At 44.2% G+C, this 23,495-nt stretch carries 20 protein-coding genes and 3 pseudogenes; 17 read left to right on the forward strand and 6 right to left on the reverse strand.

Translation table 11 applies throughout. The features are described from left to right. Nucleotides 1-6 precede the first annotated feature (6 nt). From mrdA to V6N89_RS11780, 9 genes and pseudogenes are all read left to right on the forward strand, one after another. Complete coding sequence (gene mrdA / locus V6N89_RS11740; protein ID WP_338517694.1) at nucleotides 7-1,926, forward strand: penicillin-binding protein 2; 1,920 nt, start codon at nucleotides 7-9, stop codon at nucleotides 1,924-1,926. Then, nucleotides 1,923-3,038, forward strand: coding sequence for a rod shape-determining protein RodA (gene rodA, locus V6N89_RS11745; RefSeq protein ID WP_346992723.1), 1,116 nt, complete (start codon nucleotides 1,923-1,925; stop codon nucleotides 3,036-3,038). Before mrdA ends, rodA begins: the two co-directional genes overlap by 4 nt. A gap of 64 nt (nucleotides 3,039-3,102) precedes the next feature. Continuing rightward, the gene (locus V6N89_RS11750) at nucleotides 3,103-3,981 is read left to right on the forward strand and encodes a septal ring lytic transglycosylase RlpA family protein (RefSeq protein ID WP_338520263.1); all 879 of its coding nucleotides are present in this window, start codon (nucleotides 3,103-3,105) and stop codon (nucleotides 3,979-3,981) included. Nucleotides 3,982-4,338: 357 nt separating this feature from the next. Next, nucleotides 4,339-5,523, forward strand: coding sequence for a serine hydrolase (locus V6N89_RS11755; RefSeq protein WP_431189799.1), 1,185 nt, complete (start codon nucleotides 4,339-4,341; stop codon nucleotides 5,521-5,523). A 100-nt stretch (nucleotides 5,524-5,623) separates the two neighbouring features. Next, nucleotides 5,624-5,887 (forward strand): DUF493 family protein YbeD, encoded by a 264-nt coding sequence (gene ybeD, locus V6N89_RS11760; RefSeq protein WP_338517695.1) that lies wholly within the window; start codon nucleotides 5,624-5,626, stop codon nucleotides 5,885-5,887. A gap of 87 nt (nucleotides 5,888-5,974) precedes the next feature. Beyond that, a pseudogene (gene lipB / locus V6N89_RS11765) lies at nucleotides 5,975-6,558 on the forward strand (lipoyl(octanoyl) transferase LipB). Continuing rightward, a complete protein-coding gene (gene lipA / locus V6N89_RS11770) occupies nucleotides 6,551-7,513 on the forward strand; it encodes a lipoyl synthase (protein ID WP_338517697.1) in 963 nt (320 codons plus the stop codon). Before lipB ends, lipA begins: the two are co-directional and overlap by 8 nt. 169 nt (nucleotides 7,514-7,682) lie before the next feature. Next, complete coding sequence (gene ansA / locus V6N89_RS11775) at nucleotides 7,683-8,690, forward strand: asparaginase (protein ID WP_346992724.1); 1,008 nt, start codon at nucleotides 7,683-7,685, stop codon at nucleotides 8,688-8,690. A 13-nt stretch (nucleotides 8,691-8,703) separates the two neighbouring features. Further along, nucleotides 8,704-9,545: pseudogene (locus V6N89_RS11780) on the forward strand (DUF2797 domain-containing protein). A gap of 74 nt (nucleotides 9,546-9,619) precedes the next feature. Here the strand turns inward: V6N89_RS11780 and V6N89_RS11785 are convergent. Together V6N89_RS11785 and V6N89_RS11790 are read right to left on the reverse strand one after the other, a co-directional pair. After that, on the reverse strand, nucleotides 9,620-10,171 hold the full coding sequence (locus V6N89_RS11785; RefSeq protein ID WP_338517698.1) for an NAD(P)H nitroreductase: 552 nt from the start codon (nucleotides 10,169-10,171) through the stop codon (nucleotides 9,620-9,622). A 140-nt stretch (nucleotides 10,172-10,311) separates the two neighbouring features. Then, the gene (locus V6N89_RS11790; RefSeq protein WP_338517699.1) at nucleotides 10,312-10,917 is read right to left on the reverse strand and encodes an HvfX family Cu-binding RiPP maturation protein; all 606 of its coding nucleotides are present in this window, start codon (nucleotides 10,915-10,917) and stop codon (nucleotides 10,312-10,314) included. Nucleotides 10,918-10,963: 46 nt separating this feature from the next. Between V6N89_RS11790 and V6N89_RS11795 the strand changes: the two genes are divergently transcribed. From V6N89_RS11795 to V6N89_RS11805, 3 genes and pseudogenes are all read left to right on the forward strand, one after another. Further along, complete coding sequence (locus tag V6N89_RS11795; protein ID WP_338517700.1) at nucleotides 10,964-11,140, forward strand: hypothetical protein; 177 nt, start codon at nucleotides 10,964-10,966, stop codon at nucleotides 11,138-11,140. A 241-nt stretch (nucleotides 11,141-11,381) separates the two neighbouring features. Beyond that, nucleotides 11,382-13,248 (forward strand): annotated as a pseudogene (sppA, locus tag V6N89_RS11800) (signal peptide peptidase SppA). Nucleotides 13,249-13,303: 55 nt separating this feature from the next. Continuing rightward, complete coding sequence (locus V6N89_RS11805) at nucleotides 13,304-13,834, forward strand: SprT family zinc-dependent metalloprotease (protein WP_338517701.1); 531 nt, start codon at nucleotides 13,304-13,306, stop codon at nucleotides 13,832-13,834. Between the two features lie 63 nt (nucleotides 13,835-13,897). Here the strand turns inward: V6N89_RS11805 and yfbV are convergent, their stop codons facing one another. Beyond that, complete coding sequence (gene yfbV, locus V6N89_RS11810; protein ID WP_338517702.1) at nucleotides 13,898-14,347, reverse strand: terminus macrodomain insulation protein YfbV; 450 nt, start codon at nucleotides 14,345-14,347, stop codon at nucleotides 13,898-13,900. 469 nt (nucleotides 14,348-14,816) lie between these two features. On the opposite strand from yfbV, the gene trxB reads away from it, so the two are divergent. The 4 genes from trxB to infA all read left to right on the forward strand — a co-directional run bounded on the left by trxB (nucleotide 14,817) and on the right by infA (nucleotide 17,637). Next, nucleotides 14,817-15,776 carry a thioredoxin-disulfide reductase gene (gene trxB / locus V6N89_RS11815; protein ID WP_338517703.1) on the forward strand — a complete coding sequence of 320 codons (960 nt, stop codon included), beginning with the start codon at nucleotides 14,817-14,819 and terminating at the stop codon, nucleotides 15,774-15,776. A 50-nt stretch (nucleotides 15,777-15,826) separates the two neighbouring features. Continuing rightward, on the forward strand, nucleotides 15,827-16,573 hold the full coding sequence (aat, locus tag V6N89_RS11820) for a leucyl/phenylalanyl-tRNA--protein transferase (RefSeq protein ID WP_338517704.1): 747 nt from the start codon (nucleotides 15,827-15,829) through the stop codon (nucleotides 16,571-16,573). Next, nucleotides 16,570-17,283, forward strand: coding sequence for an arginyltransferase (locus V6N89_RS11825; RefSeq protein ID WP_338517705.1), 714 nt, complete (start codon nucleotides 16,570-16,572; stop codon nucleotides 17,281-17,283). The genes aat and V6N89_RS11825 overlap by 4 nt, the downstream gene beginning before the upstream one ends. A 135-nt stretch (nucleotides 17,284-17,418) precedes the next feature. Beyond that, nucleotides 17,419-17,637 (forward strand): translation initiation factor IF-1, encoded by a 219-nt coding sequence (gene infA / locus V6N89_RS11830; protein WP_014949333.1) that lies wholly within the window; start codon nucleotides 17,419-17,421, stop codon nucleotides 17,635-17,637. 154 nt (nucleotides 17,638-17,791) lie between these two features. Here the strand turns inward: infA and clpA are convergent, their stop codons facing one another. Both clpA and clpS read right to left on the reverse strand, forming a co-directional pair. Continuing rightward, entirely contained in the window at nucleotides 17,792-20,068 is a 2,277-nt protein-coding gene (gene clpA / locus V6N89_RS11835; protein WP_346992725.1) for an ATP-dependent Clp protease ATP-binding subunit ClpA, read from the reverse strand. A 24-nt stretch (nucleotides 20,069-20,092) separates the two neighbouring features. Continuing rightward, nucleotides 20,093-20,413, reverse strand: a complete 321-nt coding sequence (clpS, locus tag V6N89_RS11840; RefSeq protein WP_131092825.1) for an ATP-dependent Clp protease adapter ClpS — start codon at nucleotides 20,411-20,413, stop codon at nucleotides 20,093-20,095. Nucleotides 20,414-20,622: 209 nt separating this feature from the next. On the opposite strand from clpS, the gene cspD reads away from it, so the two are divergent. Beyond that, nucleotides 20,623-20,841, forward strand: a complete 219-nt coding sequence (cspD, locus tag V6N89_RS11845) for a cold shock domain-containing protein CspD (protein ID WP_014949330.1) — start codon at nucleotides 20,623-20,625, stop codon at nucleotides 20,839-20,841. 403 nt (nucleotides 20,842-21,244) lie between these two features. Here cspD and V6N89_RS11850 read toward each other — a convergent pair whose 3' ends face one another. Further along, a complete protein-coding gene (locus V6N89_RS11850) occupies nucleotides 21,245-23,464 on the reverse strand; it encodes an NADP-dependent isocitrate dehydrogenase (RefSeq protein ID WP_346992726.1) in 2,220 nt (739 codons plus the stop codon). Nucleotides 23,465-23,495 lie beyond the last annotated feature (31 nt).

A 23,495-nucleotide genomic window follows, 5' to 3' on the forward strand; every position in this document is an offset into this window, starting at 1 on the left:
ACGTCAATGCACCGAAAACGCCAAGCTATTCGCGACCACTCTGCTGAAGCAAACCTTTTTGCGCGTAGAGCAACCATCGCGTTTATTATTGTCATTGCAATGCTGGGTGTTGTCCTAAACAATTTGTATTCTTTGCAAGTAACTCAGTACGAAGATTACCAGACGCGCAGCAACGGCAATCGCATAAAAGTACTGCCTGTTGCGCCTAATCGCGGCCTTATTTACGACAGAAATGGCATATTGCTCGCTGAAAACCGCCCAGTTTTCAGTCTTGAAGTTATTCCTGAACAAGTCGAAGATATTGAAGACACGTTGGAAAAGCTCACGGCATTGATGGGCATCACTGACGACGAGTTAGAGCGTTTTCAGTCATCACTGAAAGGCACCCGCCGATTCAAGCCCGTAGCATTGCGCACGCAATTAAGCGAAGAAGAAGTCGCACTCTTTTCGGCCAGCAAGCACAAGTTCCCTGGCGTTCAGATTGAGGCGCGTTTGGCGAGATATTACCCCTATAAAGAGACGCTCACGCATGCGCTTGGCTACGTTGCTCGCATCAACAAACGCGATCTCCAAAAACTTGTCGAAGCAGGGCTTGAAGACAACTACGCCGCTACGCATGATATTGGAAAGCTAGGTATAGAAAAATACCATGAGGAGTTATTACACGGGAAAGTTGGCTATCAGCAGGTAGAAGTCAACAATCAAGGGCGCATTATTCGCGTTCTTAACGTTGAACCGCCAACCCCAGGCAAAGACATCGTACTCAACCTAGATTTATCGTTACAGCTCGAAGCGCAACGCATCATTGAAGGGATCCGCGGCGCTATCGTGGTAACAGATGTGAAAACAGGTGGCGTGCTCGCGCTCTACTCAAACCCAAGCTACGACCCTAACTTATTTGTTCATGGTATAAGTAGTAAGAATTACTCCGCATTACTTAATTCGCCAGACCGTCCTTTAATAAATCGTGCAACGCAGGGGCAATATCCGCCTGCGTCAACGGTCAAACCGCATTTAGGGTTACTAGGTCTCGAAGAAGAGATAATTACGAAAGATTACACCATAAAGGATACAGGGCGTTATCGTCTTCCTAACGTGAGCCATGTATGGCGCGATTGGCGTTCATGGGGGCACGGCGACGTTGACCTTACCAAGGCCATTGCGGTGTCGTGCGATACCTATTATTACGAGCTGGCTTATAAGCTAGGCATCGACAAAATTAGCGAAGCTATGTATGAGTTTGGCTTTGGCGATTTTACGGGTATTGATTTATACGAAGAATCTGATGCCAATATGCCAAGTCGAGGGTGGAAACGTGCACGGTTTAACCAACCTTGGTACATTGGCGACACAATACCTGTAGGTATCGGTCAAAGTTATTGGACGACGACGCCAATTCAACTCAATCACTCTGTAAATACCCTTGTCAATAGAGGCGAGCGTTTTATTCCTCAAATTATTAGGGGCTACATGAATACTGATAGTTCTATCGACCTTATACCACTTAAGTCGCTTCGCCCTATCGAGATCAAAAAGCAAGAAAATTTAGATATTATCTTAAACGCCATGCATGAGGTGGTAAGTGGTGAAGAAGGCGGAGCAAGAAATGCATTTGCGAATACTCATTACGACTCTGCTGGAAAGACAGGCACAGCACAACTTTTTTCTGTTGGACAGAACGAAAAATATGATGCAGAAAAAGTTGACGAAAGACTTCGGGATAATGCGATGTATGTCGGCTTTGCTCCTTTCAATGACCCTGAAATATCCGTAACAGTCGTATTAGAAAATGTTGGTGGTGGTAGTAAAAATGCTGCCCCGGTAGCAAGGCAGATTATGGATTTTTATTTCAGAGATCGTGTGTTTGAAACCGTGAACAACGATATTGATGACCAAAACGACCAGACGTTAAGTAATTCGCAATGAAACGAGCAATGTTAAACCCAAACAAAGTTAGCTTTTTACAGCGAATTCATATCGACGGCTGGTTATTATTGGGGCTATTGGTATTAAGTGGCGTGGGATTGGTAACCCTCTACTCGGCATCAGGCCAAGACATGGGGCAGATGCAGCGCCAATTTGTTCGCTTGGGGTTGAGCTTTGTCGTTATGCTAGCACTTGCCCAACTTCCTCCTGGGTTTTATCGAAGGTTGTCTATCTACGCGTTCGTTATTGGCTTGTTGATGCTTATCGCCGTACTGCTTTTTGGTGATATGGGCAAAGGTGCTCAGCGTTGGCTGGACCTTGGTTTTGTTCGTTTTCAGCCCTCTGAATTAATGAAACTTGCCGTTCCTATGATGGTGGCCTGGTATATCAGTAAATATACCATGCCACCTAACACAACCCATATCATCGTTGGTTTTTCTTTAGTGGTTGTCCCTACTATTTTGATTGCCAAACAACCCGATTTAGGCACGTCTTTGCTTATTGCCAGTTCAGGTATTTTCGCCATCTTTTTAGCAGGTATGAGCTGGCGCCTTATTTCTGTCGTCGCAGCTATGATTGGCGCTTTTGCCCCCGTGATGTGGTTCTTTTTAATGAAGGACTATCAAAAACAGCGAGTACTGACATTTCTAAACCCTGAAAGCGATCCGTTAGGTTCGGGTTATCACATCATTCAATCTAAGATAGCCATCGGCTCAGGTGGTATTGAAGGGAAAGGCTGGCTTCAAGGTACGCAATCTCAACTAGAGTTTTTGCCCGAAAGGCACACAGACTTTATTTTTTCAGTGTTTAGTGAAGAATTTGGATTGACTGGGGTTGTTGTTTTACTAGCAATCTACCTGTGTATTATTTTGCGTGGACTAATTATTTCAAGCAAAGCGCAAGACGCCTACTCCAAACTTTTAGGCGGTAGCATCACTCTCACATTTTTTGTATACGTGTTTGTCAATATGGGCATGGTTTCTGGTTTACTGCCCGTGGTTGGTGTCCCTCTGCCGCTGGTCAGTTATGGCGGTACATCCATGGTGACATTGATGGTAGGTTTTGGCATTCTAATGTCTATTGCCACCCAAAAGCGATTAATGTCCAGATAACATCATGTTTAACCTTTCATTTCATCATGTACATGACTTAGCGTTATTCATTGCTCGTGGTGTGATGGTAGCGGGGCTAACCTTAGCGATTGTTGCATGTCAAAGCACGCCTGAGGGCAGGTATACACAAAGACAGGATTCAGCGCCTAAGCATGTATCTAAAACCCCTGAAACATTGGATGCTGTTCCAAAGTTTGAGGCCTATCGCATGTTTAACAGCAGGCCCTACAAGGTATTAGGTAAGCACTACACCCCTATGACCTCAGGAAAAGGATATGAGGAAGTGGGTCTTGCGAGTTGGTATGGCCAAAAGTTTCATGGGCATTTGACATCAAATGGTGAAACTTACAACATGTTTGCCATGAGCGCCGCGCATAAAACCCTGCCGCTTCCTTCATATGTGCGCGTGACTAATCTTGAAAACGACAGACAGGCTATTGTCAGAGTCAACGACCGAGGGCCGTTTCACGACAACCGTATCATTGATTTGTCTTATGCCGCTGCGGTGAAACTCGGCTATCAAAGCAAAGGAACCGCTAAAGTAAAACTAGAGGTTATCCACTTTGACGAAAACAATAACGTTACCGTTGGCAACAAACCTACAGTAACCTACGACGAGTATCTCGGCATTGCAGTTGTACCAACGACAAAACCAGTACTAGACAACAATGAGGGTACAGCTTCAAATTCGAGTTTACCCACGCAAAGTGATGAACCAGCAATCTATATTCAAGTTGCAGCACTCTCTGACGCTCAAAAGGCTAAATCAATTTCTAACGTACTATCGGCGTTGTATCAAATTCCAGCACACCTTCCTGTATCCGATAATATATATAAGCTTCAGTTAGGCCCAATTTTTGAAGATGCTATTGCTTCTGAGGTTCTTGAGCAACTTAAGCAAAACGGATATCCAAACGCCTATAAAATTACGCAAACGCTGTAGCAATAACAAAGCAACCAGTTACAACGCTTTGTCTAAAATTGATACCTAAAAATGCCAAATGTGGCAGCAATGTGTCATTCAGCAGGCAATATCAGTATTTCTTCGCCAATTACCTACTCAGGTTTAAACTTTTTTGATACAACACACTCTAATAGAAGATATAGACCTTTGCAGTACGTTTTTACAGCAAAGGTCAACGTGCTCTATTTATAGCTCTGGCTTTCTATTCACCCTTTCGTTAGGATCATATGTAATAGCTGGGCTAACAGCTAAACTTGTGTGACCTAGATGCAGTTTAAAATTGCACCGCGTCACCTTTATAAATACACGGACACAACGGTCAAAGAAATTAGAACCATGCTTAGAAAAATTAAACGCGCTAAACCGTCTTTATTCACTTTTGCTTTTTTAATGCTTGGTGCATTACTGCAAATTGCCAACGCGGCGGTGGTTACACCACCCGCTCCCACAGTGGCAGCAGAAGGCTTTCTTCTTACCGATTTTGAAACTGGACATGTCATCGCCTCTAAAAACGAAGATATGCAGCTAGCTCCAGCCAGCTTGACCAAAATCATGACCATTTACGTTATCGGTAAAGAATTGCAGGCTGGCAATATTAGTCTAGATGACGAAGTGACGATTTCAGAGAATGCATGGGCGAAGAAATTTCCAGATTCTTCAAAGATGTTTATTGAAGTAGGTACCCAGGTTTCAGTACGCGACTTGCTGCGCGGTATTGTTGTTCAATCTGGTAACGACGCCTGCGTCGCGATGGCTGAGCACGTAGCGGGTTCTGAATCTGCATTTGCAAGCATGATGAATGCGCATACCGCATCACTGGGTATGACAGGAACAAACTGGGTGAACGCACACGGACTACACGATCCAGACCATTACACCACACCTCGCGACATGGCAACACTGTCACGTGCACTTATTTCTGAAACTCCAGAGATGTACAAAATTTACAGCGAGAAAGAGTTTACGTACAACGGTATTAAGCAATATAACCGCAACAGCTTGTTATGGGACAAGAGCCTTAATGTTGACGGCATTAAAACAGGCCATACATCAGACGCTGGCTACAGTCTAATCACCTCTGCTGAACAAGGCGGTATGCGTCTTATTTCTGTAGTGATGGGGACAGATAGTGAACGCGCGCGAAAAGTCGAAAATAAAAAGCTTTTGAAATACGGATTCCGTTTCTTTGAAACGCTTACGCCTTATGAACCTGGTCACAGCTTTGTTGCACACAGAATTTATATGGGCGATAGAGAAACGGTAGACCTTGGAATTAACCAATCTACCCCCATAACTATCCCACGCGGTCAGGCAGCGAACCTTGAAGCAAACTTCGAGCTTGATAAGGAACTTGAAGCGCCATTAGCGAAAGGCCAAGTTGTAGGTAAGTTATTTCTTCAACTCGAAGGCGAAGATGTAGCGAGCTATCCTCTTGTTACGCTTCAAGAAGTAAAAGAAGGCAGCTTCTTTAACCGCATGAAAGACTACATTATGCTTCAGCTAGGATTCGATGATGAGTAACGGCGTATAAAATACGTCAAAAACCTAGTTGTGAAGCGGCCAGATTTGTTACAATCTGGCCGTTTTTTTATATGAGATTACCAGTACCAAGGATATCGCCATGGATACCCGTTTCGACGAACTACTTGATTTTCCTACTCACCAAACCTTTAAGGTCATGGGCGTTGCTCATGAAGACCTACCTCAACAAGTGGTTACGTGTTTACAACAACACGCACCAGGCGACTACTCGCCGACGGTCAAACCGAGCAGTAAAGGTAGCTACCACTCTGTCTCTGTTAGCGTACGCGTGACCAGTAAAGAGCATATGGAAACCATTTACACAGAGCTAGCGAAACTTGAACTAGTTAGGGTTGTATTATAAGTGGACGAGCAGCCTACAAGCAGCCGAGAGCATAGCGTTATTATTCGCCAACTTGGTCGCCAGCCATATGAGCCTATTTTTAAGGCCATGCAGCAATTTACTGACCAGCGCAGCGAGAACACGCAAGACGAAATTTGGCTAGTTGAGCACGACGCTGTCTTTACTCAAGGGCAAGCAGGTAAAGCCGAACATATTCTTATGCCGGGTGATATTCCTGTTGTACAAGTTGATAGAGGTGGTCAAGTCACCTATCACGGCCCAGGTCAGCAAGTTATATATCTCATGCTGAACATTCGACGCAGGAAACTAGGTGTACGACATTTAGTCACGGCCATGGAAGATGCAGTGGTCGGACTACTTGCGAAGTACGAGCTAGACGCCTATCCAAAGCCCGACGCGCCTGGTGTTTACGTTGATGAAAAAAAGTTTGCTCTCTAGGCTTAAGAATACGTAATGGCTGCTCATTTCACGGCTTGGCGTTAAATGTTAATATGGATTTATCGCCGTTTCAGAGAATTAACCCGTGTGGTTACGCAGGTATGGAGATGATCGATACCGCTTCACTTCACGGGCCTACTTCGCTAGAAACCGCGGGTAGTGAGTTAACTGACTTATTGTTAGCAGCACTTTCCATTACCCAATCAACATACAAAGAAGGTTTTGATGAGTAACGCACGACCTCAAGCGGGGGTAAAGCTCCGTGATGATGAAAAAGTAAAACATATTCCTGTTACGATAATTCCTACAGAAAAGGAAGAAATGCTGCGTAAACCGGAGTGGATCAAGATTAAGTTGCCTCGTTCAACGGAAAAAATTGATCACATCAAGCAAACGCTTCGCAAGAACAAGCTGCACTCAGTGTGCGAGGAAGCAAGCTGCCCTAACCTAGCAGAGTGTTTTAACCACGGTACTGCCACCTTTATGATATTAGGTGATATTTGTACCAGACGCTGCCCATTTTGTGACGTTGCTCACGGTAAACCGCTTCCACCAAGCGCGGAAGAGCCTGAAAAGCTAGCAAAGACGATTGCTGAGATGAACTTGCGTTACGTGGTTATTACTTCTGTTGACCGTGATGACCTGCGTGATGGCGGTGCCCAGCACTTCGTTGACTGCATCAACGCCATTCGCGAACACAGCCCGTCTACTACCATTGAGGTGCTAGTGCCAGACTTCCGTGGCCGTATGGACCGTGCATTAGAAATCTTTAAAAATGGCGTACCTGACGTATTCAACCACAACCTTGAAACTATCCCACGCTTGTATCGTGAGTGTCGACCAGGCGCGAATTATCAGTGGTCTTTAGACCTGCTTAAAAAATTTAAAGCGCAACATCCTGATGTTATGACGAAATCTGGCTTAATGATGGGTATGGGTGAGGAAAACGAAGAAATTGAAGGCGTTCTGCGTGACTTACGTGCACACGACGTAGATATGTTAACGCTTGGTCAATACCTTCAACCGAGTCGCCACCACTATCCTGTCAAGCGATATGTGCATCCTAAAGAATTTGATGCACTAGGTGATTACGCGAAAGAAATTGGATTTACCCATGCCGCTTGTGGCCCAATGGTACGTTCAAGCTACCATGCAGACCAACAAGCTGCCGGAAAAGAAGTTAAATAATACATAATCAGAAAAAGCGGTGACTACACCGCTTTTTTTATGCCTGTTATTTAAACCTGCAAGCGTCATTGTGTTTCACCAAAAATGGCCATACAAGGGTGACAATCCATCAAGTATTGTTAGAATGCCGGACACAAATCAGTTTCTTTGTGAACCTTAAGGGCACTTGATGCGCAAACATATATACATTGCCTATACCGGCGGAACCATTGGCATGAAACCTTCAAATCAAGGGTATGTTCCTGCCGCGGGGTTCTTGGCAGATACACTAAAAAACATGCCTGAATTTCATCGCCCAGAAATGCCGCTTTTTACGCTTCACGAATATGACAATCTTATCGATTCATCGGATATGAATCCTTCTGATTGGCAACGCATAGCAGACGATATTGCCGATAACTATGATGCCTACGATGCCTTTATTATTTTACATGGCACTGACACCATGGCATACACCGCGTCGGCTCTGAGCTTTATGCTTGAAGATTTGTCAAAGCCAGTAATTGTAACAGGCTCACAAATTCCTTTGGCAGAACTACGTTCTGATGGCCAGGTCAATCTACTTAATGCCCTTTATGTGGCGGCTAACTACCCTATTGCCGAAGTAGGACTATTTTTCAACAATCGCCTTCTTCGCGGAAATCGCAGCAGGAAAGTAGATGCGGATGGATTTAGTGCGTTTGATTCGCCTAATTATCCACCACTTTTAGAAGCTGGTATTAATATTCGTGTTAAGGCAGGTCAACTAGCCACCAGTCCTTCTAACAGCTTGACGGTGTCAGACGTTAAAGCTCAGCCTATTGGTATGGTAAGCCTGTACCCAGGTATCGCACCAGAGGTCATAAAAAATACGCTTCAGCAGCCCGTCAACGCGCTTATTTTACTGAGCTATGGTGTAGGCAACGCTCCTCAAAATCCTGAACTTATCGCACAATTAAAGTACGCAAAAGCACGTCAAATCCCTGTGCTCAACTGTACCCAATGTATGCGCGGGCGGGTAAACATGGGAGGCTATGCAACAGGACACGGCCTTCAAGAAGTCGGTGTGCTCTCAGGAAGTGACATGACGCCTGAGGCGGCGCTGGCGAAGCTTCACTATTTATTAAGTAAAGATTTATCTTTCGAACAAGTAAGTACGATGCTGACAAAGGACTTACGCGGCGAACTAAGCGAATAAAATAGGTAATACTGTGACAACGACACACACTGGCGTACTACGCAAAATGCGTACACATGCAGATATAAATAATACGGTAAATTACACCTTGCCCATTGGTGATGATGAAGTTGATATCAACGCGCTAATTGGTCGCGAAATATCGCTTACTTATAACGGTGAAATTAACTGTGTTCATTGTAATAGAAAAACCAAAAAGAGTTTTAATCAGGGGTACTGTTATCCTTGCCTTATCTCATTAGCGCAATGCGATAGCTGTATCATAAAGCCTGAAAAGTGTCATTATCATGAAGGTACGTGTCGTGAGCCCGAATGGGGTGAAACTCACTGCTTCAATGAACACTTCGTATATCTAGCCAATACTCTAAGACAGTTAAGGTTGGTATCACTCGACAAATAACTGACGGTGTTTCTCCTCGTTGGATGGATCAAGGTGCAACGCAAGCCACCGTAATGTTGCGCGTACCAGACCGTCTTACCAGTGGCCTTGTGGAGACGATGTGTAAATCACATATTGCTGATAAAACTAACTGGCGCACAATGCTAAAGGGCCAGCCAGATAGCGTTGACTTATTGCAAGTAAGAGATGAGCTGCTAGACAAAATTTCTGATGAACTTGCAGCCTTGAAACAAGAAAAAGGCTTGCAAGCCGTAAGTGAGGTTTCAAGCACTACCCATGATATTCACTACCCTGTTAATGACTATCCCGTAAAAATAAAGTCGCTGAATCTCGATAAAGACCCGAGTTTTTCTGGGGTATTAAACGGTGTTAAGGGGCAGTATTGGCTTTTGGATAACGACAGGGTTATCAATATAAGAAAATTCGCGGGATACAAGGCTACACTGACATTTTAGCCGCTTCGCTTTAAGGGCAAAAACGGTAAATAAGCCGTTTTTGCTCAACCTTTTTAATTGTTGTAAGAATGGGCCTATCGCCAGTGCTCAAAAAAATCTGCTGTGTTTCGTTGCGGCTTAGGCGCTGGTTCAAATGCGGGTGTTCCTAAATAAAGAAAGCCTACAATTTCATCTTCCTCAGCTAAACCCAAACCATTTTTAACCGTATCGCATTGCGCATAGCTACCCGTGCGCCACATGCCGTTAAAGCCTTGTGCTACCGCGGCCATTTGCATTGCCATCACACCACAGCTTGCTGATGCAATTTGCTCTACCCGTGGCACCTTTTCGTGTTCTTGATACTTCGCAATGGCTACGATAACCATGGGGGCGCGATGAGGCAATTGAACAGCCCTTTCAATTTCTTTCTGCGACTTTCCATTCTCTATTGCAGACTGCTCGTAAAGCGCACCAAGTTTATCGAGGCCCTTCCCTTCACATACGATAAAGCGCCATGGCGTTAAACAAGCGTGATCCGGTGCACGAAGTGCTGATTGCATGATATTTTCAAGCGCATCATCACTGGGTGCAGGCGCAGTCAATCGAGGTTGGGAGCTTCTGTTCAATAATAACGTTAATGCATCCATGTGGAGTCTCCAGCGTTAAATCGTCGTTACGCGAGCAAATTGCTCATTACTATAATTGCTCGATCCTACGGCTCAGATACAAAAAAGACCAGAAAAATCCGGTCTCTTTTTAACTTCGATATTGCGCTTAACGATACCAGCTAGCGTTTTTCTTTTTCACTAGTTAGAAAATAATCAATGCTGACATAGCGCCCGCCACCATAAACAAATAGTACAAAAAGCATGACAAAATACGTTGCGGCAAACTCAATACCGTTGTTGAGCACCACAAAATTACCACTTGATGTTAACCACTCATAGTGCCCGTGTTCTTGTAACAGCGATTTAGCCGCAGCAAGCTTTTCGGGTGCAGCCATGATACTTTCATTAAGTAATAAGGTGCCGTCAGCCAACCAAGAAGATGCATCGGCGATAGCCAACCAGCCATTTTCACCATGAACACTTACCATGGCAACGATCATTGTTACCATTAAGGGAATACTGACTAAACGCGTTAGTGCGCCTAATAATAATAGTATCCCGCCTACAAGTTCGGCCGCCGTAGCTAAAAACGCCATAACGAATGGAAATGGTAGACCTAGACCATAGTCTTCATTCCCAAACCAGTCGACAATGCCTTCAAAGCTAGAGGCTTTATTCCAACCAGCTTGTATCATTACTGGCGCTAAGTACAATCGCAGCAATAGCAAGGGTATCCCATCAGCCAGCTGAAGTCTTTCAACCCATTGTGTATAGAGGCGTCGCATTTTTGTTATCCTTATAGTCATTCATAGTAAAAGAGAACGGCTTATCATGAAAAAAATTTCATCTGAACAAGACAAGCATTCACCGTTTTCTCGAATAATGCAAAAAGGTCACAAGAAAACGGGATACAAACAGACGTCAGGTAAGCTATTGCTCGCGTTGAGCGAAGATGATCACAAACGCATCGCACAGCTCGTCGCAAAGTGGCTTGAAACAAAGCGATAAACGTAGCGTTCCGTTAAGAACGTAACAAAAAATTACAATTATATTCGCGATCTTATTTGTTTTCGGTAACATAATAACAAGGCAAGCTGGGCAAGGTTTATGAACATCTTGTGATATACAAGCATGTGTCGTTTTTAGCGCACGTTTGATTAGACGCGAGCCCGTTGACGCAGACTATGCTGAATGTGGTTGTATAAAAATAACGACATTTATTGAATACATTAATAAAAGGTAGTGATATATGGCAGCCAAAGGAAGTTGGACGAAATCCTTGTTTATTGGCTTGTGGACAGTGCTTAACTTTACCCGCAAACTCTTTTTTAACGTCATTTTCTTATTGATTTTTGGCGGTCTCATTATCGCTATTGCAAATCAAGACAATGATCCTCTTAGTGTTAATGCTGACAGTGCGCTTCTGCTTACACTGAACGGGCAATTGGTGATAGAAAAAGAAAGCGTTGACCCTTTCGAACAGTTTATTCAAGAGTCTCTTGGTAGCGAACCAGAAAATCCAGAAGTACTCGTTCGCGATGTCGTTAAGGTATTAGAAAATGCCCAAAAAGACCGCCGTATCAAAGCGCTTGTTCTAGACCTTCAAGGCTTGAGAGGTGGCGGACTTGATAAACTACGCACCATTGCAAACGCGATAGACGAATTTAAAACCTCTGACAAGCCTGTATACGCAATCGGCGATTACTTTTCTCAAGATCAGTATTACCTTGCCGCGCATGCCGACAACATTTACCTAAACCCTATGGGCGGGCTAATGTTTGAAGGCTATGGACGCTACGGCATGTACTTTAAAGATATGCTAGAAAAGCTTAAGGTCACCACGCATATTTTCCGCGTTGGGACGTATAAGTCTGCCGTTGAACCTATCATGCGTAACGACATGTCAGAAGAAGCAAAGCAGGCTGAAAAGCAATGGCTTGATGGCTACTGGTCGCAGTATAAGGAAGATGTAGCTGCTGCTCGCGGTATTGACGTGACTAATTTTGACGAAACACTCGATGGACTTCTTGAGAAATTTGAAGCTGCTGGTGGCGATTTTGCGCAGTATGCGCTCGACAATAACTGGGTAGATGCACTTAAAACCCGTGAAGAAGTTCGTCAAGAGCTCATCGAATTAGTGGGTAAAGACGAGAACAAACTTGGTATCAATTATACTGCCTACAACACATATCTTAAGGTGGTAAACCCGCCAATGCCTGCGCTTGAGAACGAAATTGATAAAGTCGCTATCGTTGTTGCGAAAGGAACTATCTTAGATGGAAATCAAAAGGCTTGGTACAGTTGGCGGCGACAGCACCGCTCGCCTGCTACGCAAGGCGCGTATTGATGACAATGTAAAAGCGGTGGTACTTCAAATAGATTCACCAGGAGGTAGTGCTTTTGCTTCTGAAGTGATTCGTCAAGAAGTACTCGAATTACAACGTGCTGGTAAGCCAGTAATTGCCTCTATGAGCACTTACGCAGCGTCTGGTGGTTATTGGATTGCTGCTAGTGCAGACCGTATTATTGCAAGTCCTAGCACTATCACAGGTTCAATCGGGGTTTTTGGTATGTTTATGACATACGAAAATTCGCTTGATTATTTGGGTATACACAGCGATGGCGTTGGTTCTACCGAACTTGCTGGCTTTTCTGCAGTTCGCCCTCTTGCACCTGAGTTTGGTCAAATTTTACAACGCAACGTTGAAAATACTTATGGCAACTTCCTCTCGTTGGTTTCAAACGCAAGAGACATGTCTCTAGACGACGTTGACAAAGTAGCACAAGGCAGAGTTTGGATTGGCAATGATGCCCTTGAACTAGGCCTTGTAGACCAATTGGGAACGTTAGATGACGCAGTAACGGCTGCGGCTGAACTGGCTGAGTTAGAGAATTTCGACACGTTTTATGTGCAGCGCACATTGTCTGCTCAAGAGATATTCTGGAAAGAGTTCTTTGGTCAAGCTATGACATTTGTAGGTAAATGGCAGTTTGCTCATGCCGATTCAGCCTTGGTTAATGAGTTTAAGCGCGTGTTAAGTGAATTTAGCATGGTAAGCCAACTTAACGACCCTAAGGGAACCTATGTGCTTTGTCTTCCCTGCAATGTAGAATAAGCAATGCTAAGTTGAAACTGCGCTTAAGCAGTTTCAACTGCATGTATCGAAGTTTTTGCATTGCGAGTACACTGACATCGCCACTCAAGATCTAACAGAACAACAGCGTTGTGCCATTGCCGACGCTGTTTTTGCTTGTTACAGACAGGCTGAACGCTTTTTTAATCGCTCATTCCCTACTCCTACCATTACGTACCGTCGTTCAGGGAGAAATGCAGGCACAGCATTTCTTCAACAAAATCGCATAAATTTTCATCCTGTCTTATTCAAAGAGAACACAGAGGCATTTTTAAGCGACGTTATACCTCACGAAGTGAGCCATTTAATCGTATGGTGTTTATATGGAAAAGTAAGACCCCACGGACGAGAATGGCAGGGAGTAATGCGTCAAGTATTCGGCTGCGAGCCAAACACTACCCATCGTTTTGAAGTAACCAAACATACAAAAAGCGTGCAGTATCAATGCTTGTGTGCTGTTCACGCGATTTCCGTACGACGTCACAACAACATACTAAAAGGTGCACAGTATCGTTGTAAAAAATGTAATGGTACTTTGATCGAAAATAAGGTGGCAGGGGTAAACTGATAAAAGTTACGAGCGTGCGTTAAGCGTTCTGGTAAGCGTGAGACTCGCTTAGGCTAGCATGCTCTAATTAAACCACTGTTTTGTGAACACGCTGTCTAAATCGTTAAACGCCGTCTTTAACAGTTGAGCGAGTTCCCTATATTTTGGTTTTGACTTTGCTGAAGATACATTGCACCCCTGCGAGCGCATTTTTGCATGGATGTCTTGATACCAGCTTTTCAGCTGTGGAGGTAAATATTGATCAGAACGGTGCCCCAACCACAGAAGCCCTTGCATAGGTAAACTCAGAAAAAACGCACCGATCGCAATCGTTTGAGGTAAATAGTCGCTGCCAAGATGTTGCAACAGAAGCGCACAAGACAAAATGGCTGCAGGCGGCATAGTCTTTATGGCAAACTTAGTAGCTGAAATAACACGACATTCTGGAAAATACGTATAAAGCTCTTTTTTCACTGGCCATGTCTTCATGTACTGCTGACCATCTTTTAACAGTGTCATCACTGATTGAGACATGCCTCACCTCTAGCTGTTAATACATCATTAACGTGTCTGTATTTGTGCTTTTATTTAAAACTATCAAAAAACACGTCATCACCTTTCCAAATTGTAATACGGTTTTACGTTTATACAAGCGGCTTAGGTCAATTCATATGACGATTTTTTGAAGCGGATATTGCCAACCTTTCACAAGTTTAATTTGTTATGCGCCCTCACTTGCATGAGTGTATCAAACGACTTATTCACGGTACTTGTGCTGAGTAATTTCCTCTTTTGAGTATACCACAGAGGCCAGTTACAACTAAAAGAAGCATGACTCTTTGAGTGACATTTTCGTCGCTTAAAGGCATCATACCCCCTTTGAAAATATAACGACAAAAAGAAACGCAGGCGTTAAAGGTTGAAATACATATTAATGACCTCACTTAGCGTTCTAAGAGATTGACAAAAGTAGCCCGGATGGGTGAATTATTTGGAGACGAAAATGGCAGAAAGCAGACACGTCCGTCTACTTATCTTGGGCTCAGGCCCAGCGGGTTATTCAGCAGCAGTTTATGCTGCACGCGCAAATTTAGAACCGGTTCTTCTTACTGGTATACAACAAGGCGGGCAGCTTACTACCACTACGGAAGTAGAGAACTGGCCTGGCGATCCTGAAGGCCTAACTGGCCCAGATTTAATGGTTCGTATGCAAAAGCATGCTGAAAAATTTGATACGGAAATTATTTTCGATCACATCAACAAAACTGACCTGTCTAAGCGTCCATACACGCTGTACGGTGACAGTGGCACTTATACCTGTGACGCACTGATTATTGCTACTGGCGCATCGGCAAAATACCTTGGCATGGAATCAGAGCAAGCGTTCATGGGTAAAGGTGTATCAGCTTGTGCAACGTGCGACGGATTTTTCTATCGCAACCAAAAAGTTGCCGTAGTTGGTGGTGGTAACACCGCAGTTGAAGAAGCACTTTATCTTTCTAACATTGCGTCAGAAGTACATGTGATTCACAGAAGAGACACGTTTAGAAGTGAAAAAATTCTTGAACAGCGTCTCCGTGATAAAGCGGAAAATGGCAATGTCGTTCTTCACCTAAATCGCACTTTAGACGAAGTGATGGGTGACGACATGGGTGTGTCTAAAATAAGAATTAAAGACACCAACGGCGATGCAACTGAAGAACTGGACGTAATGGGATTGTTTATCGCAATTGGTCACAAGCCAAACACGGACATATTCGACGGCCAACTTGAAATGAAAGACGGATACATCGTGGTTAATAGCGGCACAAACGGTAACGCAACACAGACTAGTGTTGAAGGCGTTTTTGCGGCAGGTGATGTAAGCGACCATATCTACCGCCAAGCAATCACCTCAGCAGGCACAGGCTGTATGGCTGCGCTTGACGCTGAAAAATTCTTGGACGGCCTTGCGTCTGAATAAGACTAGCGCAATTTATCAAGGCCCTACGCTGAAGTGGGGCCTTTCTTAAAATGCTCGCTTTACATTATATTGAAGAAGGCGCGCCCTTCCCTTCCGTCGATACCGCACTCAATGAACCAAACGGCTTATTAGCCTTTGGTGCAGACCTTAGCCCTGCTCGCTTATTTTCCGCTTACTCTCAAGGTATATTTCCTTGGTTCAGTGATGAAGAGCCTTTGTTGTGGTGGTCACCAGACCCTCGTGCAATCATTGAACTTGACGAGTTTATTGCGTCAAAAAGCTTGAAGAAGCTAGCGCGCAAACAGCGATACCCCATTACATTGAATCATGCATTCGACGAAGTTATTGAAGCGTGCTCGAGTATTCCTAGAAAGAGCCCGAACAGTGAGGACATGTCTAGCGAAACCTGGATCACTGATGACATGGTTGAAGCTTACAAGCATCTCCACGCGCTAGGTCTCGCGCATTCTGTAGAAGTGTGGGATGGTGACGACTTGGTAGGCGGGCTTTATGGCGTGGGTATTGGTAAGGTTTTTTGCGGTGAATCTATGTTTCATTCCAAGAGTAATGCATCAAAACTCGCGATGTTAGCGCTTGTTGAGCATATGAAACAACACAATATGGCGTTTATAGACTGTCAGCTTCCTACTGAACATTTAAGTTCATTAGGCGCTAAGGCAATTACTCGACGTCAATTTACTGAAAAACTGTACCGTAACAACCACACTTTAAATGATGAAGGTGCATTGTCGTCTGATTACCTTGCACGTTGGCAGCCCAAGGTTATTACGCCATGAAGTTTGGGATAACACAGTCCTTTAATTGTAGCTACTTGCCAGATGAGCAAGAGCGGCTCTTGGTCTATGCTGAAGACAGTGTCTTTCAAGCGTGGCAATACTCACAGCTAATACAAGCGGGCTTTCGGCGCAGCGGAGAACAAATTTACCGACCTCATTGTCTTAATTGCAAGGCGTGTAAATCTGTGCGCATTCCCGTGGCCGATTTTGTCCCTTCTCGCAGCCAGAAACGGATATTACGCAAGAACAAAGAGTTTTCGGTAAAGTTTGCTGACAAACCAGCCCCATCCTATTCCCCCCTGTATGCGCGTTATATTACACAAAGACATGCAGATGGAAGTATGTACCCGCCATCTAAAGAGCAATTTGATAACTTCGTATTGTGCGACTGGATGAAAACGCATTTCTTAGAGGCATATGACGGGGATAAGCTCATCGCTGTTGCGGTGACTGACGTGGTAGACGAAAACGAGCAGTCGAATGCTCTATCGGCGCTTTATACCTTTTTCGAGCCTGAATTGGAACACGCATCGTTGGGCACATGGATGATACTGCAACAAATAGAACAAGCTAAACATCTTGGCTTCCAATACGTCTATTTGGGTTATTATGTGGAAGGCTGTCAAAAAATGTCGTACAAACACAAATTTCTGCCATTTGAGCAATTTATTGATAATCAGTGGCAACGTGTTTCTACAAACACACTATAAACTAGGTCGCGCGATACAATTAATGTAGTTCACCAACATATTTGGTGGAAAAGACATTATTTTCTTTACACTGAACCCAAGATTGGGTAAGGTCTGCGCGGCAAAAATTTTGAATTACTGAGGTAACTGCTTTACATGGCAAAAGAAGATTGTATTGAAATGGAAGGTACTGTGCTAGACACACTACCTAACACTATGTTCCGCGTTGAACTAGAAAACGGTCACGTAGTGACTGCACACATCTCTGGTAAAATGCGTAAGAACTATATTCGAATTCTTACTGGCGATAAGGTCACCGTTGAGATGACTCCTTACGATTTGACCAAGGGTCGTATCGTTTATCGCGCAAGATAATGAGCCATTGAAGCGGTAACGCATTGCAAAAAGCCCGGTCTAGTACCGGGCTTTTTTATTGTTTTATCACTGACTCATATTGTCTTATATAGACAAGCAATAAAAAAGGGCTGTGTCAGCCCTTTTTCAAGTATCTTCAATCTAATGACAGCGATTAGCTTGGCTCAGCCTCTTCTGACGTGGCATCAACACCTGTATACGAAAAGGTTAACTTGTCATCTTTGCAGTCAACCTTGACGTTGCCACCTTTAGATAGCTCACCGAACAAGAGCTCGTTTGCCAACTCTTTCTTAAGCTCATCTTTGATAAGTCTCGCCATAGGTCTTGCCCCCATTGCCTTATCGTAGCCCTTCTCTGCAAGATAAGCTCTCGCATCACTGCTGACTTCAAAGGATACACCTTTCGCGTCGAGCTGGGCTTGCAGTTCAATAATAAACTTGTCTACGACTTGAAGAATAACTTCTGCATCAAGGTGGTTAAACCAAATGATCCCGTCGAGGCGGTTTCTAAATTCAGGCGTGAATACCTTGTTGATCTCGCTCATGGCATCATGACTATGGTCTTGCTGTTTAAAGCCAATAGACTTACGGACGGTCTCTTGTACACCGGCATTCGTGGTCATCACCAACACAACGTTTCTAAAGTCTACCTTGCGGCCGTTATTGTCAGTGAGTGTACCGTGGTCCATGACTTGCAACAGGATGTTGTAGATATCGCTATGTGCTTTTTCTATTTCATCTAACAGTACAACAGAGTACGGGTTCTTTATGACGGCGTCAGTTAATAGACCACCTTGGTCAAAACCCACATAACCTGGAGGTGCACCAATTAGACGGCTCACAGCATGGCGTTCCATATACTCGGACATATCAAAGCGTACTAATTCTACGCCCATGATTTTAGCGAGTTGTTGGGTAACTTCAGTTTTACCTACGCCAGTAGGGCCTGCAAACAAGAAACTCCCTATCGGCTTGGTTTCTGTGCCTAGACCAGAACGAGACAATAGTATTGCGTCATTTAGCGTCTCTATCGCTTTGTCTTGGCCAAACACCACCATTTTAAGGTTGCGACCAAGATTTTTAAGAACTTCTTTGTCAGACGCCGATACCGACTTTTCTGGAATACGCGCCATTTTGGCAATAATTTGCTCAATATCACCTACGCCAATTGTTTTCTTGCGCTTTGAAGGTGGTAATAGGCGCTGGCTAGCCCCAGCTTCATCCATGACATCAATCGCTTTGTCAGGAAGGTGACGTTCATTGATGTACTTAGCTGAAAGTTCAGCAGCAGCCTGAATCGCCTTTTGTGTAAAGCGCACGCTGTGGTGCTCTTCATAACGGCTCTTAAGGCCCATCAAAATTTTAGTCGTGTCGCTAACGCTTGGCTCGGTTACATCTACCTTTTGGAAACGACGAGCAAGCGCACGGTCTTTCTCAAAAATTCCTTGGTACTCTTGATAAGTCGTAGAACCGATACAGCGCAACTCGCCGCTAGATAACTTAGGCTTAAGCAAGTTTGACGCATCCATAACGCCACCAGATGCAGCGCCTGCTCCAATGATGGTATGAATTTCGTCTATGAACAAAATAGCGTTCTTGTCTTTACCCAGCTCCTTTAAAATAGCTTTTAAGCGTTTTTCAAAGTCACCGCGGTACTTTGTACCTGCCAAAAGGCCGCCCAAATCCAACGAGTAAACCGTACTTTCTGAAATTACATCCGGCACGTCTTCATTTACAATACGATACGCTAGCCCTTCGGCAATAGCCGTTTTGCCCACACCAGCTTCACCAACCAGCAGAGGGTTGTTCTTACGACGGCGACATAAAATCTGAATTGTGCGCTCGACTTCAGAGTCACGGCCAATTAACGGGTCAATCTTACCGTCTTTCGCATACCGATTTAGATCTGTAGCGTATTTGCTCAACGCAGACCCACCCTCTTCTCCAGATTCGCCTTCTTCAGAGACTTCTGGATTAGCTGGTTCGTCATCGTCTGCTTTGCTCACGCCATGGCTGATAAAATTCACCACATCAAGACGGGTCACATCGGCTTTTTTCAAAATATAAACCGCTTGCGATTCTTGCTCGCTAAAAATAGCAACAAGAACGTTTGCATAGGTTACTTCATCTTTACCAGATGACTGAACATGAAAAACAGCGCGTTGTAACACCCTCTGAAAACCAAGCGTAGGCTGAGTTTCCCGATCGTTTAACTGGTCATCCAGAATAAGCGGCGTAGTATCTTTTACAAAAGAGAGAAGCTCGCTCTTAATCGCTTCTATGTCGGCGCCACAAGCCTTGAGCGCATCTCGAGCAGCTGAGTTATCAAGCAGTGCCAACAGCAAGTGCTCTACCGTCATAAACTCGTGACGGTGCTCTCTGGCAAATACAAACGCACTATTTAGCGTTTGTTCTAATTCTTTATTTAACATATTGCTCGCCCTCTACAAAATACCTTATGCCTGCTCCATCGTGCACATCAGCGGGTGCTGATGCTTGCGTGCATATTGATTAACCTGCATTACTTTCGTCTCTGCTATCTCAGCAGTGAAAATGCCGCACACGGCTTTTCCTTGATAATGAACGGTCAGCATAAGTTGGTTGGCTTTCTCAGCGTCCATATTGAAAAACTGCATGAGTACTTCAATAACGAAATCCATTGGTGTGTAGTCGTCATTGTTCAACAACACTTTATACATGGGAGGCGGCTGCGGCTTTTGTCGCTGCGCGTCTTTCAGTTTTTCCTTTTCAATACTAATAGCGTTGTCTTTACTCATAACTTAATAATAGTGGTTTCATGACAGATATGTGTACAAACTTTCGGATAAATTTATTCACATTTGTCCTTGACATAATATGGTTAAAAAATCTACATTTTGATAGTGGCCTTGAGTATGTAATTTCATATACGGGCTGGCCACTGTGCCTCTGGTTCTATAATGGGGGCATATACGTGTGAGTTCAAGGATTAAGAGGAAGTCGAAGTATGGCGGTTGGCAAAGTTAAATGGTTTAACAACGCGAAAGGTTTTGGGTTTATCGTACCAGAGGATGGCGGAGAGGATATTTTTGCACATTACTCAACGATCCAAATGGAAGGGTACCGTTCGTTGAAAGCGGGTCAAGAAGTGACGTTCGAAGTACAGCAAGGCCCTAAAGGGCTACACGCTGAGAACATTGGCTTCAAAGAAGAACCTGAACGTTAAGAAAGAATTTTAAAGGCCTGACTGACAACAGTCGGGCTTTTGCTTTTTTAAGGCAAGAATGTTACGAAAAAAAGTATCTGCACTGTCTGGTACTTGGTTTTTTGTTTGCCAAAATTCAATCCAATTCCTTCCTCTTTTATAATTAAGTTTCGTTTAGTAATGCGTTCGTTTTACAATTCTGTTCAAATTGCCCCCCTGCATGACTAGTTTCGGCTATTTTTTTCAACACCGTTCATCTTCATTTTTCTCCTCTATCGCCAACTTAAGTATGTATACCAATAAGTATTAAACGTATTGCTTTTCGGCCAAAAACGAAAAAGCCCTGCAAGAATATCCTTGCAGGGCTTTTTTATTTCTTAAAAAAATGAATCTCACTCAAACGTAAAATTCATTGCTTTTTTTACTATGCACTAAGAATTGCTTTAAGCGTCGCACTTGGTGACATTGTAGCAAAAAGCTTGTCTTCATCAGGGTAGTAGTAACCGCCAATTTCTTGTGCGCTACCTTGTGTTGCATCTATCTCAGCAATAATGCTGTCGATTTTCGCTGACAACTCTTCAAATACCGGTTTGAACTGCGCCGCTAGGTCTGCATCTTCCGTTTGATTCGCGACTTCTTCAGCCCAATATAAACCTAGGTAAACGTGGCTACCACGGTTATCTAGTTGGCCAGCTTTACGAAGCGGAGACTTACCATTGTTAAGCAGTTTTTCAGTTGCTTTATCAAGCGCTGTCGCAATGACTTTCGCTTTTGTATTGCTGTGTTTGATAGCAACATCTTCAAGTGATACCGCTAGTGCTAGGAATTCACCCAGTGAATCCCAACGCAGGTGGCCTTCTTCAACAAACTGTTGAACGTGCTTAGGTGCACTGCCGCCCGCGCCCGTTTCGTAAAGGCCGCCGCCCGCCATCAATGGAACAATTGATAGCATTTTAGCACTAGTACCAAGTTCTAAAATTGGGAACAAGTCTGTTAGATAGTCACGAAGTACGTTACTGGTTACTGAAATAGTATCCAGACCGCGAATTGCACGTTCCATGCTGTAACGAATAGCGCGTACCGGAGACATAATTTGAACGTCTAGACCGTTTGTGTCGTGGTCTTGTAGGTACTTTTCAACTTTCTTAATAAGTTGTGCGTCGTGTGCACGCTCGTCGTCTAGCCAGAATACCGCTGGCATACCAGATTGACGAGAACGAGTAACCGCCAACTTAACCCAATCTTGAATAGGTGCGTCTTTCACCTGACACATACGCCAGATATCACCTTCTTCAACGTCGTGAGAAATAAGTACATTACCGTCTTGGTCAACAATAGACACTGTCCCATCAGCTTCTAGCTCAAACGTTTTGTCGTGTGAACCGTATTCTTCCGCTTTTTGCGCCATTAGGCCAACGTTAGGTACCGTACCCATAGTGGTTGGATCGAACGCACCGTGTGTTTTACAGAAGTTGATAACTTCTTGGTAGATAGTTGCGTAAGTACTTTCAGGAATTACCGCTTTAGTATCGTGCGCCTTACCATCTGGTCCCCACATCTGACCTGAGTTACGGATCATTGCAGGCATAGATGCGTCAACAATTACGTCGCTTGGTACGTGAAGGTTAGAGATACCTTTATCAGAGTTAACCATCGCAATTGGCGGACGGTCTGCATAGCATGCATTGATGTCTTTTTGAATTTCAGAACGCTGACTTTCAGGCAGGCTGGCAATTTTGTCGTAAACACTGCCAAGACCATTGTTAGGATTAACGCCTAGTTCTTCAAACAGGTCACCCCATTTGTTAAATAGGTCTTTGTAGAATACTTTTACACAGTGACCGAATACGATTGGGTGAGACACCTTCATCATGGTCGCTTTTACGTGTAGTGAGAAAAGAACACCTGTGTTCTTAGCGTCTTCAATTTGCTCTTCGAAGAAGTCACACAAAGCCTTTTTGCTCATGAACATGCCGTCGATGACTTCGCCAGCAAGCAAGTCTACGCGAGGTTTAAGCGTTTTCTTGCTACCATCTTTACCAGTGAATTCAATGCTAACGTGGCCGTCTTTTTCAACAGTCACTGATTTTTCACCAGAGTAGAAGTCGCCCCCGCGCATGTGCGCAACGTGAGAACGTGATGCTTGCGACCACTCACCCATTGAATGTGGGTGTTTACGGGCATAATTCTTAACTGCTGTCGGAGCACGACGATCTGAGTTACCTTCGCGCAAAACAGGGTTTACCGCACTACCTAGTACTTTTCCATAACGTTCACGAATTTCTTCTTCTTCTGCGCTTTTCGGTGAATCTGGGAATGCGGGTACGTTGAAGCCTTTATCGTTAAGTTCTTTTATAGTGGCACGTAGCTGAGGAATTGAGGCACTGATGTTTGGAAGTTTGATGATGTTGGCATTAGGGTCTTGCGTCATCTCACCTAGTTCAGCAAGTGCGTCTGGCACCCGTTGCTCTTCAGAAAGATACTCTGGGAAATTTGCCAACACACGCGCAGCAAGAGAGATATCGCTTAGCTCAACGTCGATATCTGCCGCTGCAGCAAACTTCTGGATAATAGGAAGCAATGAATACGTCGCCAACATTGGCGCTTCATCAGTCTTCGTATAGATGATCTTAGACTTGGTCATTATATACCTCAATTTTGTCCGGCAGCGTACT

The organism is Alteromonas gracilis (assembly GCF_036870955.2).
GTDB lineage: Bacteria > Pseudomonadota > Gammaproteobacteria > Enterobacterales > Alteromonadaceae > Alteromonas > Alteromonas gracilis_A.